Raw genomic sequence first — 17,898 nt, 5'->3', positions numbered from 1 at the left:
CTTAACCAATCCCGTTAGTCCCGAGGCCTTTGAAAAGGCCTCCGTTTGAGGCTGAGGTGTGTCATATGCATCGCGGTAAGTCCAAAACGGAGACAACTCCATTGGCATTGGTCGCCTTATCCGAATGTTCGCTTTGCGACCGCCTACGCCTTCCCAACTACTCTAAATAAAAGGATTCTCGATGCCTCCTCCTCGCGATCATCTAATAACATTGGCACCTGATGTCCAATGATCCGTTCCTACTGATCGCGGAGAGGCGAAGTATTTAAAGAATATCGGGGTGTGCCCTGGTTTTTTCAGTCATACCGGCTTGGTCTGTGTGCCTGGTCATCAACCTCTGACAAGGGCCCGGGCAGCCGACAAGACGCATTCCTGAAGGGGCTGCATGAAATTGGGGCTCAGGGTGCCTGCGTCAATTATATTCATGGTCAGCAGCCTTTGCCCGGGTAGCTGATCGATTTGGAAAGGGCGAACCCTTGAGGACGTAATCGACGACTCTGGCAAAAGGGCCACTGCCAGTCCAGATTCGACCGCCGAGTATAGGTTTGCCATGTCCGAACTGGTCAGTACCGGATGATAGTCCAAGCCGGACTGCCTCAGATCCGAGGCAGCGAGATCCCGCAACGCGCAGTCGCTTTCCAGCAAGGCAACCGGGAGTGCCTCCTCTGTATTGATCGGTAGCCCGGCCGGGGCATACCAGTACAGAGCTTCCGACCACAAGTTTTTCTCCGGGGAGAACTGAGGCTCGCCCGTAACAATGGCCACATCCAGATCCCCGGTGGTTACCAGTTCCCGGAGTTTACGGCTGCGGCCACAGGTAATCCGGGGCACCAGCTCGGGAAAGGCCTTCCGAATGCGAGGAATGAACTGCTTTAGGAACGGGTGGGCATAATCTGTGGGTATTCCGAAGTGCACCGGCCCTCGCAGGGGCTCCGCGCTAAGCGCACTCAGCGTCTCATTGTTCAGACGCAGCAGTCTGTCAATGTAACTCAGCAACGTTTTACCGGGCTCCGTAAGCTTGATGCCCTGGTTACTCCGTTCAAGAAGTCGCTGCCCCAGCTGTTCTTCCAGGCGCTTGATCTGCATGCTGACAGCTGCTTGCGAGCGGTACAAGCGACTCGATGCCTCTTTAAAACCGCCTGCCTCTACCACGGCGGCGAAGGTGTTCAATAGGTCCAGATCCAGTAAGGGTTTCATAGGATTCGTCTTCGTTCATGTATCACAAAACCTAAATTATCATATCAGCAATATTCGTTTGATTGAACTACTCTGCACTTTTATGATGTCGCCATATTCATTGCAATTGACGATTTAGTGATCAGGCCAATGGGTCTGGCACGAACGAGGAGATGACACCATGAATCACATCGATATCCCTGAGACCATGACAGGAGTTGTTCTCACCGGGCATGGCGGTTTGGATAAACTCGAATTCCGGGAGAACCTTAACGTGCCCAAGGCCGGGGTGGGAGAGGTGCTTATCAAGGTCGGTGCTAGTGCCATTAACAACACCGACATAAATACCCGCACAGGCTGGTATTCCAAGGGCGTGACAACGGGAACGGATCAAGGAGCGGCATCCGGATTTGAGACGGCCAGCGAGGAAGACGGTACCTGGTCCGGAAAGCCCTTGAGCTTTCCGCGTATTCAGGGAGCCGATGTGTGCGGAACCATCGTTGCGGTCGGTGAGGCAGTGGACCGGGGACGGATCGGCGAGCGAGTGCTGGTTCGCCCCATGCAACAGTCGCCTGATAACCCGTCCTCCTACAACCTCATCACATTTGGTTCCGAGTGCAATGGCGGCTACGCCGAGTATGCCGTGGCGAGATCCAGCGAAGTGTTTGCGGTTAACAGCACACTGAGCGACACCGAGCTGGCGTCTTTTCCCTGTGCATACTCAACCGCTGAAGGCATGCTGGACAGAGCCGACCTGAAAGCCGGAGAACGGATTCTAATCACAGGCGCTTCCGGCGGCGTTGGATCAGCAGCAATTCAGCTGGCGAAACGCCGGGGTGCCGAGGTCATCGCCGTGTGCGGTGAATCCAAGTTCGACGAGGTGCGTTTGCTGGGCGCTGACCAGGTCGTTCCCAGGGGGGAATCGCTGCTGGAAGTACTGGAGCAGGACAGCGTTCAGGTAGTGGCGGATCTGGTCGCTGGCCCGCAGTGGCCGGAGTTATTGGAGGTGCTTAGCCGAGGCGGTCGTTACGTCGCCTCGGGGGCCATTGCAGGGCCAATGGTGGAGCTGGATGTTCGTACTCTGTACCTGAAAGATCTGAGCCTGTTGGGTTCCACCTGGCAGCCCAAAAAGGTGTTCGAGAATCTGATTGGCTACATTGAGCGGGATGTAATCCGGCCCGTAGTAGCGAAAAGATACGCTCTGCGTGATGTGGTAACGGCTCAGCAAGATTTTATGACCAAGCGCTTCTCCGGCAAACTCGCGATTGAAGTTGCCGAACAGAATCACTGAACAAGAGAGCAGGTAGGAAGAGAAAGCTGATAAAAACGCACCGTCCCTGGTGCCAAGACGCAAATGAAACTTCTGAAACAGGAATGCCTCAACCGTGGCTTTCGGAGCGCACCTCGCCACGGATAACAACCTGACCGCTGTAAGGGGCCGGCTCTGCGTTTTCATGGTTCGCGTTCCGGTCCTGAATTTCACCACGAATAACGACCTGGCCGCTGTAGGGCGCGGGATGGGCCTCTTCGGTGCTCGGCTGGTCTGACTTTCGGTCTGCCAGAGTTGCGTGAGCGGGAAGGGCAGTCGCAGCCATGAGTGAAGCCAGGGTAATCAGTGCAGCTTTACGCATTTCAATTCTCCAAACATTGAGTGGGTTCAGCTGATCCCGCGGCAAAAGCTGTTCGGGCATCAGATGGGAGAATTATGGAGGCGAAGGCTGCCGAAGGAATAATTCTTAAACGGTATGGCTAACATCATTTTCCGTGATGTAACTAACGCGCAACCGCACATTTAGTGGCCGTATTTATGCTTATACATAACCCTCAATGATGTTTTGAATATCAATCCATAATTAGTCCTGCCAGCCCGCTACTTGAAAAATAGCAGCCAACTTTTCGACCGATCTGAATTCGGAGTTGGCTATGTTTCGTCGTTTACTAATTGCTTCCCTCGCAACAGTTGTATTCGCTCCTTTTGCGCACGCAGAGCCTGGCGACTCGGTACTTGCGCTTTCGACAGACAATGACCTGTTTGCGCCGACACAAACAGACAGAGACTATACAGCGGGTCTCGCCATTACCTATTCATCCAACTCACAAGAATTCATTGATAACCCCGTGTCCCAGGTGAGCCAAGGCTTGGACGGTTTGTTGCTACCTATTGTGGGGGGCAGCGTCGAAATCCCCGAAAGCGCCGCGCTTGAATTCGGTGCTTATGGTTTTACCCCTGAGGAGATCAGCGCATCGGACATTGATCGAAGTGATCGGCCATACAGCAGCCTGGTCTATATGTCGTCTAGCCAGAGTTATGAATCCCCCGGTGCAGGCTCCGGTTGGACAACGTCGATGACCGTCGGGATTCTCGGGCTCGACGCGTTCAAAGCCGGGCAAAATGCTGTGCACAAGGTGGTGGGTAGCGATCGCGCAAACGGATGGGATCATCAGATCTCGGAGGGCGGTGAGCCGACGTTCCGATACTCAGCGGCGTATCACCAGTACCTGGACGCCAGCCAACCCGATCAGCAATACAAAGTGACCTATTTTGGATCAGTGGGCTATTTGACGGAATTCGGCGCGGCGCTGGTGTTCCGTGATGGACTGATTTCCTCGCCAGACAACCGTTTTAACCCTGAGCTGATGGCTTATGGCGAACGAGCGCCGGGTGTTTCGGCACCAGGTGGCAGTGAGAGCTATTTCTGGGGCGGTTTGTCCGTAAAAGCGCGGGCGTACAACGCATTTCTTCAGGGGCAGTTTCGCGATTCAGACCACGAGCTGACCGCCAATGATCTGAACATTCTGCTGGCTGAAGTCTGGGGAGGCTACACCCACAGTTTTCTCGGCGGCAGCGAAATCAGTTACGTGCTGCGAGTTCAAAGCTCCGAAATTAAATCTGGTACGGGAAACCGCACGCTCGCCTGGGGTGGCATTGTGTTTAGCAAGCGGCTGTGAAGGCCGCCGGTGACCATTCATCAGATCACTGAATGGAACATATACCGCACCGGAATTAGTTTTAACCCCGTGAAGGCCTCATTCTTTCACTAACCCACAGGGCAAAGGAGACTGTGAAATGAGCAAGATCATCGAAGTAACCGATACAAACTTTAAAGAAGCGGTCGAGCAAAGCGAGCAGCCGGTGCTGGTGGATTTCTGGGCACCGTGGTGTGGGCCATGCAAAACTGTTGCACCAATGCTAGAGGAGATCGCCGATGAGTTCGGCGAGGCGCTAACCATCGCCAAGGTCAACGTGGACGACAGCCCCGAGATTACTGCAAGAATGCGTATCCGGAGCATTCCGACGCTGGCTCTCTTTGATGACGGAGGAATGATCGCCCAGAAAACCGGAGCCGGAAGCCTGGGTGAACTGAGAACCTTTGTAAAAGGACATCTGTAAACCGGAACCAAAGCCTCCCTAGCGGAGGCTTTCTGCGTTCTGTGGGCGGCAAAAGGTCTACAGGAATACCGCAATTGCGGTTGTGTGTAATCCGGGCCAGACTTATGCCGGTTCAATCGCCCCAGGTATATGGAATGAAAACACAAGAACTACAGTTGTTGTATATTTTTGACGCCATCATGACCGAGCGGTCGGTGACACGCGCAGCAGACCGGCTCGCCATGACGCAGCCGGCGGTTTCCAATGCTATATCGCGAATGCGTCAGATCTGGAACGATCCTCTTTTTGTGCGAAAAGGGCGTCAGATTGAACCCACGTCCTATGCATTAAGCCTCTGGGACCAGGTCAGCGATCACATGTTTGCACTGACCAACGCGGTCAGCGCAACCCAGTTTGATCCGAGCACGTCAAACCGCACCTTTCGTGTTGCGGTCACGGATGCCATTGTTGAAATGATCTGGCGTCAATTGGTGCAAATGCTTGAAAGCGAAGCGCCCGGTGTTGATGTACACGCGGTGCCTTACACACCCGAAGGCACCCACGCCGATCTGAGAGAAGCCCATGTTGATGTGGCGGTGGGCGTTTTATCTCAACACGATTACAGCCTGCGAAGCACCTGGCTTTTCGAGGGGGGCTACGTGCTCGCCATGCGCGCCGACCATCCGCTGGCCGGTCGACAGATTACCATGGAAGAATTCCTTGAGGCGCGACATCTTCTGGTAAGTATGTCAGGCGATGCCCATGGCTTCGTGGACAGCTATCTCGATCAGAAGGGTATGAGCCGCCGGATAGCGGCGACTGTTAATCATTTCTCAACAGTTCCGGTAGTACTCAGAGAAACCAACCTCATTGCTGCTGTCCCTGAATTGATCAGCCAGGATTGTGGTTTCGTGAACGGCCTATGGATGGGTGAGCTTCCCTTGACGTCGATCCGACGAGTCTATACCTGATCTGGCACGCCCGTCATGACCGCGACCCCGGAGTCGTTTGGCTCCGGGAGAAGATGGAGAATCTGCTCCAGGAACGGTGGCATGACATTATGGTCAATTCTCCCTGTGGACGGCACCAGCTGAAGGCTGTCTGAGTCGATGCAGCGTTTCAGGCGGTGGTTTGCAGCGCCATAGTGACCGCTTGTGGTGGCTGCCCGTAAAACCGCTTGAATTCCCTGCTGAACTGGCTCGCGCTTTCGTAGCCCACCAGGGATGCGGCCTGGCTCACCTTCACACCCTGATCTGAAAGCAACTCCCGGGCTCGGGTGAGCCGGATGCGTTTGATGTACTGGATGGGGGACTGCGCAGCCACCTGCCGAAAATTGCGGTGGAAGGTCGCCGGACTCATGTTGGCAAGAGCGGCCAGCTGTTCGACATCCAGCGGTTCCGAAAAGTGCGCATGAACGTGCTTGAGCACCGGCTCCAGTCGGGAAAGTTGGGTGTTATGCCGCACCAGATCTACCAGCGAGGCGCCGTTCGGGCCCCGGAGCGCGTGCAGCAACAGTTCCTTTTTCAGGCCCGGTCCGAGGGCCTTGGCCGCCAGCGGGTCATTCAGCGCCTCGGCAAGCCGCACCACGCTGGCGTTGAAGGCGCGAGTGGCCGGAGCCACGTACAAGGTGTGCGCATTCAACGAAGGAGCGTTGGCGCCGCCGGTCTGCCGGCACTCATCAAAAATCCGCACCAGCTCATGCAATGCCGACAGATCCAGGTCCATGACCAGGGAGAGCAGGGGACCGTCGGGTGGCGTGATTGCCTCGCAGTCAGCGGGCGTGGGTAGGGTCAGCACAAGGTAGTTGTCGGGGTTGTACTCGTACACCTGGTTGTCGAGAAACACCCGTTTGGTGCCTTGGGCCATGATAATGATGCCCTGGCTGTAACAGAGCGGCTCTCTGCCCGTGGTTTCGTTGCTTCGGTAGACCCCGACGCCCTCAATCGGTGTTGGGTTGTAGCCCTCGGTCGCTGCAAGTGGGGCCAGCAGTTGGGCGAGTGTGGGCATCGGTCGGTCTCCTGAATGGGTGAAGACGCCATCTTACCTGCGATGCATTAAAATGCCTAGTCGTGTCGTTAATGATAGGAAAAGGCATGCCAGTGATCGAAATGCCCATTCTGATTTGGTCTTGCGGCGATACAATCTCTCCACGCTTTGATGAGGAGAGAGGATTATGCAAAATTTCGATTTCTACAATCCAACCCGTATTGTTTTCGGCAAAGACCGTCTGCAGGAGCTGGATCAGCTCATTCCCAAGAATTCTCGGGTGCTGGTTCTGTACGGTGGCGGCAGCGTCAAGCGGTTCGGTACCCTCGATAAAGTTCTGGCCGGCCTGGGTAATCGGACGGTGTTCGAGTTTGCCGGCATTGAGCCCAACCCGCGCTACGAAACCCTGATGGAAGCGGTGGATCTTGTCCGCCGGGAAAGCGTCGATTTCCTGCTGGCCGTTGGCGGTGGCTCGGTGATGGACGGCACTAAGTTCGTGGCCGCGGCTGCGCCGTTTGAGGGCGACGAGGAAAGTCTGCTGGAGCATGGCTTTGCCGGCCTTCCAGTGGAACAGGCACTGCCACTCGGCACCGTCGCCACCCTGCCGGCGACAGGCTCTGAAATGAACATGGGCGCCGTCGTCTCCCATAAGGGCGGGAAATGGCCGGTAATGAGCCCGCTGTTGTATCCGACGTTCTCGTTCCTGGACCCGTCGCTGACCTTCTCCCTGCCCACCAGGCAGGTCGCCAACGGCGTGGTCGACGCCTTCGTGCACGTGGTTGAACAGTATGTAACTTATCCGGTCAACGCGCAGATTCAGGACCGCACCGCTGAAGGTATTCTCAAGACCCTGATCGAGGTGGGCCCGGTCACCCTGGCCAACCCGGAGGACTACGATGCCCGTGCAAATCTGGTCTGGGCGGCTACCTCCGCGCTGAATGGCTACATTGGCGTGGGCGTTCCCCAGGATTGGAGTACCCATATGATTGGGCACGAACTGACCGCCATGTTCGGCATCGATCACGGGCAGAGTCTCGCCATTATCCTGCCGTCGGTCTGGAAACTCCGTAAAGAGCAGAAGCGGGAAAAACTCCTGCAGTACGCCGAGCGAGTATGGGGCATCGTCGACGGCTCTGAGGAAGAGCGCATCAATCAGGCCATCGCCCAGACCAGAGCCTTTTTCGAAAGTCTGGGAGTTGCAACGCGACTGGATCAATACGGGGTCAAAGAAAATCAGGTGGCCGACATCGTCGAGGCGTTGAAAGCCCATGGTATGACCGAGCTCTCGGAGCGGGGCGACATGACACCAGAGATCAGCCACCAGGTTTTGATCGATGCCTTCAGTGAGTGAGAAATCCCGGAGCATCGATCGATAACCTGCCCGAAGTGAACGCTGTTCTGTATGATGCGAAACCATGAAGAACGCGCGATCAAAAATCCAACTGAAGAGTTACAGCGATCATGGGCAAACACACGCCCATGATCATCATCAGTTGGTGCTGCCCTTGGTGGGAAAACTTTCTCTGTCGGTAAATAGTCGGGCCGGGGAAGTGGCTGAGGGCAGAGCGGCGATCATCGCCGCCGGTCAGGATCACGATTTCGAAGCCCGGGATGACAACCGGTTTGTGGTCGCAGACGTTCCAGATGGCTTGGCTCCGATGCTGGACCGGCTGCCCTGTTTCGTGCAGCTCGATGCCGGGTTGGAGCATTACGTGCAGTTTCTCCATGCCCAGTTGCAACAGGGCGCGGAAGGCTCCCAGACTCAGCACCAGATGTTGCTGTTGCTGATCCAGCTGCTGCAGGAGCGCTTTGGAGACCGTTTACGGCTGGATCGTCGAGTGGACGTGGCGAAACGCTTCATCGACGAGCATTTCCACCAAAAGATCACCGTTAATCAACTGGCCACCATCGCGCACCTGAGTGTGCGGCAACTGAACCAGCTGTTCCGGGAGCAGGTGGGCTTGCCCCCCCATCATTACCTGACGGAGTTGCGCATGCAGACGGCGTGGCAACTTCTCGAGCGGGGTGACCTGTCGATCCAGCATATCGCCGACGCCGTCGGGTACAGCTCACTGTCAGCCTTCAGTGATAGATTCGCCCAACATTTCGGGCATTCTCCCAGTCATTTTCGCCGACTTTCTAAATAACCCTTCCGAATTCTGGAAGCCTGCCCATCACCGGCTCAATAAGCTGTTGCGTCTGAACTGATTGATCTCTGACTTAGAGGGACGCAACTATGACCGCGGCATCCGCCACCTGGATTGGCTCAATATCTGTGCTTTTATGGGGCACCCTGGCTTTGCTGACCAAGCTTACCGGCGGGCAGATTCCGGAATTTCAGCTCATGGCCATGACCTTTACACTGGCTTTTGCACTGATGTGTGTCCGTTGGTTCAAGGGCGGGCACTCGGGCATCCGCTTCGCGAAGCAATCCGCATTTGCCTGGACCATCGGTGTGGTGGGCCTGTTCGGCTATCACTTTGCCTACTTCAAGGCCATGACCCTGGCACCGGCGGTCGAGGTCAGCCTGCTGGCCTATCTCTGGCCGCTGTTCATTGTCCTGTTTTCGGCGCTCTTGCCGGGCGAGTCCTTGCGGGCACAGCACATCGCCGGGGCGGTGATGGCACTGGTTGGCTGCTGGTTGCTGATCGGTCGGAATAGCAGCGGCTTCAGTGCCCAGAATCTGGATGGCTACTTAGTGGCGTTCGCCTGCGCCTTGATCTGGTCGTCCTATTCGGTGCTCAGCCGTCTGGTAAAATCTGTGCCTACCGATGCTGTTGGCTGGTTTTGTGGTGTTACCGCGGTCCTGGCTTGGATGTGCCACCTGATGTGGGAGCAAACGGTGTGGCCGGATGGCGCAAGCCAATGGGTCGGAGTGGTCGGGCTGGGCCTTGGTCCCGTGGGCATAGCCTTTTTCACCTGGGATTACGGGGTAAAACACGGGAACATCCAGCTGCTGGGAACCCTGGCATACAGCGCACCCCTCATTTCGGTCATCTTGCTCATCGTTTTTGGCTTCGGCGAGGCAACCATGGCCGTCGCAGGTGCCAGCACGCTGATTGTGTCCGGATCACTGGTAGCTGGAAAAACCCGAAACACAGAGACTGCCAAAACTGTAAATCATGAAGCTGTGTAACAACGGAGGATGAAGAATGATTTCCTGGGAAGATTTTGAAAAAGTGGAATTAAGAGTTGGCACCATTATTGAAGTGCAGCCGTTCCCTGAAGCTAGAAAACCGGCCTACAAACTGAAAGTGGACTTTGGCCCGGAAGTGGGCGTGCGAAAGTCCAGTGCCCAGATTACGGAGCTGTATTCGAAGGAGGACCTGCTGGGCAAGCAGGTATTGGCTGTCACGAACTTCCCTCCGAAGCAGATCGGTCCGTTCGTCTCTGAGTGTCTCGTAACCGGGTTCAAAACCGAAACAGGCGTGGTAACGCTGGTAAGCCCTGATTCTGAGGTCGAGAATGGGGAACGGCTGTTTTAATCTAAAGAGTGCGGTTCGCTGCGTTCCCGGGCTTTCTCTCCTAGAGAGTCGATCAGCGCCCTGACTCTGAGGACGTTCTGGCTCTCCAAATCCCCCTCCTGCATGAATCCTGAGCATTATCACCAGTGATGATGAGTGCAATACCGCATGGTGATTATATTTACCCTGCTTGAGCAAAGATAATTCCCTCCACGAACCACTCCGGCGCGGGTCCGAGGTCCAACCTCACCGCGCCGGCTCGGAAGTCCCCATCACGAACGATTAAGGATCAAGCTCATGGCTTATCGAATTCTTGCCGTGCTCAGCGCGGCCGTGTTTGTTCTTGCCGGCTGCGAAAGCGCAGCTCAGGGCACCGCGAGCCAGCCGGAGCCGCCTTCGGTAGAGGTGGTTGCCGCCGCCAGTGCCCGGGTTCAGCCCCAGAAAACCTACACCACCCGTATTGAAGCCCCAGAAAACGTCGAGCTGCGGCCCCGACTGTCCGGTGTGGTTGATGAGGTGCGCTTCGTAGAAGGTCAGAAGGTGAGCAAAGGCGACATCCTGTTCCAGCTGGATGACCGTCACCTGACAGCCCGAGTGGAGCAACTTAATGCCGAACTGTCCCGCGCAAAAGCGGCCCTCTATCAGGCCAAGGCGGAAGCCGAACGGGCAGGGCGCCTGCTGCGGAGCAACGCCATTTCTGAAGAACAGGCTGAGCTGCGGGATTCCGCGCGCCAGCAGGCCGAGGCCGAGGTTTCCTCACTCAACGCCCAGCTCAAGGAGGCGGAACTGCAGCTGAGCTATGCCACGATCCGCTCGCCAATTGACGGGGTTATTTCCCGGGCAAACATTACCGCGGGAAATACCGTAACCGCGAACCAAAGCCGGTTGACCACCATCGCCTCGAATCAGAACCGGTACGCCTACTTCGATATGGATGAGGGCACCTGGTATCGATTCTTCCGCGCCCGCGATCACGCCCTGGGCTCGCCGGTGCGTATTCAGCTCACCGGAGAGCAGGACTTCCCCCACGTGGGCGAGATCGACTTCGTTGATAACACCATCGATACCAACACGGGCACCCTGCGTCTGCGCGCGGTATTGGCCGATTCCGGAGAGGCTCTGGTACCGGGTGCCTTTGCCCGTGTGAAAATTGCCGTGGCCGCAACCGAGCAGAAGATCATGGTTCCTGATCGTGCCATCGCAACCGATCTCGACAGCCGCTTCGTGCTGACGGTCAACGAGCAGGGGGAGACGAGCTACACCCCGGTAACCGTCGGTGAGCGTTTCGGTACCTTCCGTGTGGTTGAGCAGGGCATTGCCGAAGGCGATGTACTGGTGGCGAACGGGACGGCCAAGGTAGGTCCGGGCATGACCATCGCTCCGGTCATGCTGTCAGAGGCACCGTCCGACGTGGCCTTCACGCTTGAAGAACACGCACCAGAAGTCCAGCAGACCGCTGTCGTAAAGTTCTGAGGCCTGAGTGATGAAATTTCCCCATTTTTTTATAGACCGGCCAATATTCGCCTCCATGCTGTCTCTGATCATTCTGATCGGGGGTGGCATCTCTCTGTTCCAGTTGCCGATCAGTGAGTATCCGGAAGTGGTCCCGCCCACAGTGGTGGTCACGGCCAACTACCCGGGCGCAAACCCAAAGGTGATTGCAGAAACGGTCGCGTCGCCGATTGAGGATGAGATCAACGGCGTGGAAAACATGCTGTATATGTCGTCCCAGGCAACGGCCGATGGCCGCATGACCCTCACAGTAACGTTTGCGCTGGGTACTGATCTCGATAAAGCCCAGGTTCAGGTCCAGAACCGGGTTGATATTGCGCTGCCGCGTTTGCCGGAAGAGGTGCAGCGCCTGGGAGTGGTGACTGAGAAATCATCCCCTAACCTGAGCATGGTTGTTCACGTTCATTCTTCGGATGAGAGCCGGGACATTACCTATCTGGCCAACTACGCCGAGCTGAATCTGAAAGATGAACTCTCCCGCCTTGGCGGCGTTGGTGACGTTCAGTTGTTCGGTGGCGGTGAATTTGCGGTTCGTCTCTGGCTGCAGCCGGATGAATTGGCCGCCCGGAATCTCAACGCCTCGGATGTGGTGAACGCCGTGCGTGCCCAGAATCGTCAGATTGCGGCCGGTACCCTTGGCGCACAGCCGGCACCGAACGACAACCAGTTCCAGTTGATGCTGAACGTCCGCGGGCGCCTGACCTCCTTGGATGAGTTTCGGGACATTGTTTTGAAAATTGGTGATAACGGGGCCATCACGCGGCTCTCTGACGTTGCGAGAGTCGAGCTTGGCCAGAACACTTACGCCCTTGAAGCGGGTCTCGATGGAAAGCCGGCGGTTGCCATGCCGATTTTCCAGCGCCCTGGGGCTAACGCTATCCAGCTTTCTGACGATGTTCGTTCAACCATGGCGCGGTTGTCCCAGGATTTCCCGCAGGGCGTCGAGTATGAAATTGCCTACGACCCCACCGTGTTTGTTCGCGGTTCCATCGACGCGGTTATCACCACCTTGCTGGAGGCGATTTTACTGGTTGTGCTGGTGGTGGTGCTGTTCCTGCAAACTTGGAGGGCGTCCATTATTCCGCTCGTTGCGGTGCCTGTATCACTGGTGGGCACCTTCGCCGTGATGCAGTGGTTGGGTGTTTCCATCAACACGCTGTCGCTGTTCGGAATGGTGCTAGCGATCGGTATCGTGGTTGATGATGCCATCGTGGTGGTCGAAAACGTGGAGCGGAACATTCATCGGGGGCTATCGCCTCGTGAAGCCACCAAAGTGGCCATGAACGAAGTAACCGGCCCGATCATTGCCATTGCACTGGTGTTGTGTGCGGTCTTCATTCCGACGGCCTTCATTTCTGGTCTTTCCGGTCAGTTTTACAAGCAGTTCGCATTGACCATCACGATTTCAACCGTGATCTCCGCCTTGAACTCGCTGACCCTGTCGCCGGCGCTGTCCGCGTTGCTTCTCAAGGGCCACGACGAGAAGCCCGACCGGCTTTCCCGCGGCCTGGAAAAGGTGTTTGGTCGCTTTGTGTTCCAGCCGTTCAACCGGTTCTTTGACCGCACAGGTAATGCCTATGAAGTCCTGGTCAAGAAGCTGATCCGCTACAGCGCCATCGTTGGCGTGGTGTATGTCGGATTGACCGTTTTCGCCGGAGGCCTGTTCAACGCGGTACCGGGTGGTTTCATTCCGCAGCAGGACAAACAATACCTGGTCGCAGTTGCCCAGCTGCCGGATGCGGCGAGCCTTGACCGGACCGTGGACGTGGTCAACGAAATGCAGCAGATCGCGCTGGAGACCGAGGGCGTGGCAAACACCATTGCGTTCCCGGGCCTGTCCGTGAACGGCTTCACCAACAGTCCGAACAGCGGCATCGTGTTCCTGCCGCTGACCGATTTCACCGAGCGCACGTCCCCGGAACTCAGTGCGGGTGCGATTGCAGGCAAGTTAAACGGCGCCTTTTCAAGCATCGACGAAGGGTTTGTGGCGGTGTTCCCACCACCACCGATCCTGGGCCTGGGCACCACGGGTGGGTTCAAGCTGCAGATCGAAGATCGAAGCAGCAAAGGGTTTGAAGCCTTGTTCGATACCCTGCAAACCACCATCAACGAAGCTCGCAAGCATCCGGCATTGACGGGTCTTTACTCCAGCTTCCGGGTTCAGGTACCCCAGTTTGACCTGGATATAGATCGGGAGCGAGCAATGCTGCTTGGCATTCCGCTGGAGTCCGTGTTCGACACACTGCAGGTGTATCTGGGGTCGGTGTACGTCAATGACGTGAACATGTTCGGCAGCACCTATCAGGTGATTGCCCAGGCCGAGTCCGACAAGCGCCTTGATCCGGAGCACATTCTGAATCTGAAGGTTCGCAACCAGCAGGGCCAGATGATCCCGCTGTCCGCGGTGATGAGTGTCGAATCGACCATCGGCCCGGATCGTGTGATGCGGTACAACGGCTATCCAACGGCCGAGCTCAACGGGTCTCCGGCCCCGGGCTTCAGTTCGGACCAGGCTCAGGCTGCTATCGAAGAGGTTCTAGCACAGACTCTGCCCGAGGGCATGGCGTTTGAGTGGACCGAGGTGACTTATCAGCAAAAACTCGCCGGCAACACCATGGTCTATGTGTTCCCACTGGTTATCTTGCTGGTATTCATCGTGCTGGCCGCTCAGTACGAGAGTCTGCGACTGCCGTTTGCAATTATTCTGATTGTGCCGATGACCTTGCTGTCGGCTCTGGCCGGGGTATGGGTGACCGATGGTGATAACAACATGTTCACCCAGATTGGTCTGATTGTTCTGGTGGCATTGGCGAGTAAAAACGCCATCCTGATGGTGGAGTTCGCCCGTGACCTCAATCTCCAGGGACACAGTCATTATCAGGCCATTGTCGAGGCCTGCCGTTTGCGTTTACGGCCGATCCTGATGACCTCGATTGCCTTCACTGCAGGTGTGGTACCGCTGGTGCTTGCGACCGGAGCGGGTGCGGAGATGCGTCACGCCATGGGGATAGCGGTGTTCTCGGGAATGATTGGTGTCACCGTGTTCGGCTTGCTGTTCACCCCGGTGTTTTACGCGGTGATTCAGCGTGCCAAGGCCGATACCAGGACGCCCGCCAACACCAAGGAAATACCTGAACAGATCACGGAGAATGACCATGCATAAACGGGCGGTTAGTGTCTTGCTGGGGTCTGCGCTGCTGGTTGGCTGCGCTGCAACCCCGGATTATGAGCCCCAACAGGAGGCGAACGAACGTTACCTCGACAGCCTCAGTTTCGGTGTTCAGAGCACAGACGCCACCACAGCGGAGTGGTGGAAGAGCTACGAGGATGACCAACTCAATCAACTGGTCGAGGTTGCGCAGGCCGCTAACCTCGATCTGTTGGCAACCCGGCAACGGGTCCGTCAGGCGCTTGCGGACCTGGGTGCGGACGAGAAACGGTTGCTCCCTCAGGGCGGAGTAACCGGCGAATACGAGGCGATCGATCGAAACAGTGTTCAGGAATCCTCTGCCGTCGGTTTGGCGGGCACCTGGGAAGTGGACTTGTTTGGCCGGCTGAGAGCGCTGATCGATGCCGGTGAAGCCAATCTTGAGGTTGCTCTGAACAACCAACGAGCGGTGTTGAAAGAAGTCACCGTTGGCGTTGTCCGAGCCTATCTGGAGTGGGAAGCCGCTCGCCAGCGGGTCCAGTTGATCAAGGCGGACATCCGGGCATTGGAAGACACTCGGGAAGTCATGGCCCTGCGCGTGGAGGAAGGCATTTCGCCGAATCTTGATCTCGCCCGCGCAGACACGCTGCTGGAACAGCAGCGTGCCAAGCTTCCTGACGCGCGAGCCCAGCTCTATCGGGCCAAAGCGGTGCTGTCCGTGCTCGTCAATGAAGATTCCGAATCGCTGGTCCTGAAGCCTGCCTCAGGTGCACTGGCCGCCTCCTTTGGCGTGCCGGCGGCCGGGCGGGCGAACGAAGCCATGCAGTTGCGTGCGGATATCGGCGGTGCGCTCGCAGCACTGGCCCGGGATGTGGCGGTTGGCAACGCCCTTCGGGCAGAACTCTATCCCCAGTTTTCGGTCGAGGGATTTCTGGGCTTGACCAACGTGGCGGAAGTGTCCGATGGCTTTGAGGGTACCGGCAGCATCGCTCCTCGCATCTCCTGGTCTCTGTTGAGTTATCCGGTGATACTGCAACGGGTCGAAAGCCAGAATGCAGTCTCGGAAGAAAGTTACATCCGTTATCGCCAAACCATCATTGATGCGGTCGCCAGTGCTCGGGTTGCGATCTTTGCTTACGGGCGGGCCTTGGAGGCTGATCAGGCAACGGGCAGGGCGTTTGAGGCAGCCAACGAATCGTTCACCATCGCCAGAACTATGCATCGTGAGGGTGCCATCGGCTATCTGGATTTACTGGACGCCAACCGAACCTTCATTTCCGCTCAGCAGGACCGGCTTTCCGCCAGATTGTCCTATGCGGCGGCCCAGCTTGGGGTGATTGAGGAATTCAGTGGGGTTTGGTCGTCGGAGGCGCACCGGCGAATGCTGAAGGCAACGGGTGGCGAGTCTTGAGGAAGAGGGTATGGTTTAGCTGAAAAAGGGGAAGTTCCGGGCTTTAGCGGCAAGAAAGGAAATGGCGCTTTCAAAGGTCATGTTTTCTCCGCAACGAAAAAGGGGGCTAAAAGCCCCCTTTCTATACTATGCTCCGACTCAATACTATGCTTCGGCTAATTCTTCGAGGTAAGGGTAGTCAATATACCCCTCCGCTCCCTGGGTGTAAAAAGTCGAGGGATCTGCTTCATTAAGCTCGGCCCCAAGCTTCAGGCGCTCCGGAAGGTCCGGGTTGGCAATGAAGGGCACACCAAAGGCGACAGCGTCGGCCAATCCGGATTCGATGGCCTGTTCTGCTTCTTCACCGGTGTAGCTCATGTTGAGGATCAACTTGCCCTTGAAGTGCTCGCGGACCGGGGTAATCACGTCTGCTTGCTGCTCCCCAAAAAAGTCGCTGCGCATTAAATGAACAAAGGCCAGGCCGTAGTCGTTCAGACGCTTGGCGAGCCAGGTGACCAGGCCGACCGGATCACTGTCCTTCATGCTCTGGAAACTGTTGAGCGGGCTCAGTCGAACACCGACGTTCTCGGAACCGAACACTCCGGATACGGCTTCAATCACCTCCAGCAGCAGTCGGGCGCGATTTTCGATCGGGCCACCGTAAGGGCCTTCTCGATGGTTGGAACCATCACGGAGGAACTGGTCCAGCAGGTAGCCGTTGGCGCCATGAACCTCAACACCGTCAAAGCCGGCGCGCTTGGCATTCTCGGCGGCGGTGCGGAAACCGTCGATGATGGCCGGGATTTCGTTGTCAGCCAGTGCGCGGGGAACCGTGTAGGACTTCTTGCCTTCCGGTGTGTGCACTTCATCGCTGGTGATGGCAATGGCGCTGGGCGCTACCGGATCCTTCCCGTTGTTTAACACCGGGTGACAGGCGCGGCCGCCGTGCCAGATCTGCAGATAAATCTTGCCACCTTTAGCGTGTACCGCATCACTGACTTTCTTCCAGCCTTCAACTTGCGCCTCGGAATAGATGCCAGGCTCGCGCCAGAAGGCTGAATTGCCTTCGATGGCCATGGTCGCCTCGGCGATGATCAGGCCGGCAGACGCACGCTGAGCGTAATACTCAACCATCATGTCCGTGGGAACGTGATCAGCGTCGGCACGGACGCGGGTGAGGGGGGCCATGAAGACCCGATTGGCCAATTCACTGGCGCCCATTTTCAGGGGAGTAAAAAGTGTGTTCATAGCATCCTCGGGAAATATTGTGCAAAACCATAAACTATCCGCCCGTGGGCCGGGCGGACTAATTCGGATGAGATATATCAATCATCATCCTGGCTGATGCGACAGGCTGGAATCCGCCTTCGCAAGTTTCCCTTGGGGACAGGTTCGATGATGACGTAGCCATCGCGCATCATCGTCTCGAAATCCTGCTCGATCTGCGTCTATTGCGTTCGGGACCTGGCTAGAGCCTGTGATGGGTTTTCGTGGTCGGCTGGTTGCAAAGAGCCTGCAGACCAACCTGATTTTTGCCTGAACCCCGCGCACTTCAGTAGGGCACCTACTTCGGTATACGCCTATATTTTCGGTTTGAAAATAAGTGAACGTTCATTTATTTTAGGCCGACCAATTTGAAGCGTTGAGCAGACAAATGCGGCAAAGAGACGACTCGAAACGAATAGCCTTCCTGGAAGCTACCGTGAGGGAAGTAGCAGATCACGGTTTTTCAGCAACCTCGGTTGGCAAGATAGCCAAGGCTGCGGGTTTGTCACCAGCCACGCTGTACATCTATTACGAAGATAAAGAACAGCTTTTATTGGCGACATTTTATTACGTCAGCGATTAGGTC

At 56.6% G+C, this 17,898-nt stretch carries 16 protein-coding genes; 12 read left to right on the top strand and 4 right to left on the bottom strand.

Features of this window, described 5'->3' with window-relative positions; all coding sequences use genetic code 11:
* Positions 1-330 precede the first annotated feature (330 nt).
* A complete protein-coding gene (locus tag AC13E3_RS06385) occupies positions 331-1,197 on the bottom strand; it encodes a LysR family transcriptional regulator (RefSeq protein WP_008172249.1) in 867 nt (288 codons plus the stop codon).
* A 160-nt stretch (positions 1,198-1,357) separates the two neighbouring features.
* On the opposite strand from AC13E3_RS06385, the gene AC13E3_RS06380 reads away from it, so the two are divergent.
* On the top strand, positions 1,358-2,467 hold the full coding sequence (locus AC13E3_RS06380; protein ID WP_008172251.1) for an alcohol dehydrogenase family protein: 1,110 nt from the start codon (positions 1,358-1,360) through the stop codon (positions 2,465-2,467).
* A gap of 88 nt (positions 2,468-2,555) precedes the next feature.
* Here AC13E3_RS06380 and AC13E3_RS06375 read toward each other — a convergent pair whose 3' ends face one another.
* Positions 2,556-2,807 (bottom strand): hypothetical protein, encoded by a 252-nt coding sequence (locus tag AC13E3_RS06375; RefSeq protein ID WP_008172254.1) that lies wholly within the window; start codon positions 2,805-2,807, stop codon positions 2,556-2,558.
* A gap of 292 nt (positions 2,808-3,099) precedes the next feature.
* On the opposite strand from AC13E3_RS06375, the gene AC13E3_RS06370 reads away from it, so the two are divergent.
* The 3 genes from AC13E3_RS06370 (at position 3,100) to AC13E3_RS06360 (ending at position 5,517) form a co-directional block, all read left to right on the top strand.
* Positions 3,100-4,125 carry a lipid A deacylase LpxR family protein gene (locus tag AC13E3_RS06370; protein WP_008172257.1) on the top strand — a complete coding sequence of 342 codons (1,026 nt, stop codon included), beginning with the start codon at positions 3,100-3,102 and terminating at the stop codon, positions 4,123-4,125.
* Between the two features lie 118 nt (positions 4,126-4,243).
* A complete protein-coding gene (trxA, locus tag AC13E3_RS06365; RefSeq protein ID WP_008172259.1) occupies positions 4,244-4,567 on the top strand; it encodes a thioredoxin in 324 nt (107 codons plus the stop codon).
* Positions 4,568-4,701: 134 nt separating this feature from the next.
* Positions 4,702-5,517: a LysR family transcriptional regulator gene (locus AC13E3_RS06360; RefSeq protein ID WP_288367476.1), complete on the top strand. Its 816-nt coding sequence runs from the start codon at positions 4,702-4,704 to the stop codon at positions 5,515-5,517.
* Between the two features lie 148 nt (positions 5,518-5,665).
* Here AC13E3_RS06360 and AC13E3_RS06355 read toward each other — a convergent pair whose 3' ends face one another.
* Positions 5,666-6,553, bottom strand: a complete 888-nt coding sequence (locus tag AC13E3_RS06355; protein WP_008172262.1) for an AraC family transcriptional regulator — start codon at positions 6,551-6,553, stop codon at positions 5,666-5,668.
* Between the two features lie 166 nt (positions 6,554-6,719).
* On the opposite strand from AC13E3_RS06355, the gene AC13E3_RS06350 reads away from it, so the two are divergent.
* The 7 genes from AC13E3_RS06350 to AC13E3_RS06320 all read left to right on the top strand — a co-directional run bounded on the left by AC13E3_RS06350 (position 6,720) and on the right by AC13E3_RS06320 (position 16,067).
* A complete protein-coding gene (locus AC13E3_RS06350; protein WP_008172264.1) occupies positions 6,720-7,883 on the top strand; it encodes an iron-containing alcohol dehydrogenase in 1,164 nt (387 codons plus the stop codon).
* A 157-nt stretch (positions 7,884-8,040) separates the two neighbouring features.
* Positions 8,041-8,679, top strand: a complete 639-nt coding sequence (locus AC13E3_RS06345; RefSeq protein WP_273073374.1) for a helix-turn-helix domain-containing protein — start codon at positions 8,041-8,043, stop codon at positions 8,677-8,679.
* 89 nt (positions 8,680-8,768) lie between these two features.
* Positions 8,769-9,668, top strand: coding sequence for an aromatic amino acid exporter YddG (yddG, locus tag AC13E3_RS06340; RefSeq protein WP_008172268.1), 900 nt, complete (start codon positions 8,769-8,771; stop codon positions 9,666-9,668).
* Positions 9,669-9,684: 16 nt separating this feature from the next.
* The gene (locus AC13E3_RS06335; protein WP_008172270.1) at positions 9,685-10,017 is read left to right on the top strand and encodes a tRNA-binding protein; all 333 of its coding nucleotides are present in this window, start codon (positions 9,685-9,687) and stop codon (positions 10,015-10,017) included.
* Between the two features lie 276 nt (positions 10,018-10,293).
* Positions 10,294-11,469: an efflux RND transporter periplasmic adaptor subunit gene (locus AC13E3_RS06330; RefSeq protein ID WP_008172274.1), complete on the top strand. Its 1,176-nt coding sequence runs from the start codon at positions 10,294-10,296 to the stop codon at positions 11,467-11,469.
* Between the two features lie 10 nt (positions 11,470-11,479).
* Complete coding sequence (locus AC13E3_RS06325) at positions 11,480-14,671, top strand: efflux RND transporter permease subunit (protein ID WP_288367477.1); 3,192 nt, start codon at positions 11,480-11,482, stop codon at positions 14,669-14,671.
* Positions 14,664-16,067: a TolC family protein gene (locus AC13E3_RS06320; RefSeq protein ID WP_053115241.1), complete on the top strand. Its 1,404-nt coding sequence runs from the start codon at positions 14,664-14,666 to the stop codon at positions 16,065-16,067. The genes AC13E3_RS06325 and AC13E3_RS06320 overlap by 8 nt, the downstream gene beginning before the upstream one ends.
* Positions 16,068-16,211: 144 nt before the next feature.
* On the opposite strand, the gene AC13E3_RS06315 is transcribed toward AC13E3_RS06320, so the two are convergent.
* Positions 16,212-17,294 (bottom strand): alkene reductase, encoded by a 1,083-nt coding sequence (locus AC13E3_RS06315; protein ID WP_053115242.1) that lies wholly within the window; start codon positions 17,292-17,294, stop codon positions 16,212-16,214.
* 454 nt (positions 17,295-17,748) lie between these two features.
* Here AC13E3_RS06315 and AC13E3_RS06310 point away from each other — a divergent pair, with 454 nt between their 5' ends.
* Positions 17,749-17,895, top strand: coding sequence for a TetR/AcrR family transcriptional regulator (locus tag AC13E3_RS06310; protein WP_264752498.1), 147 nt, complete (start codon positions 17,749-17,751; stop codon positions 17,893-17,895).
* Positions 17,896-17,898: the final 3 nt, after the last annotated feature.

Source organism: Marinobacter sp. L-80 (genome assembly GCF_056859395.1).
The sequence above is the reverse complement of the archived record's forward strand: the minus strand, read 5'-3'. Positions and strand labels throughout refer to the sequence as shown.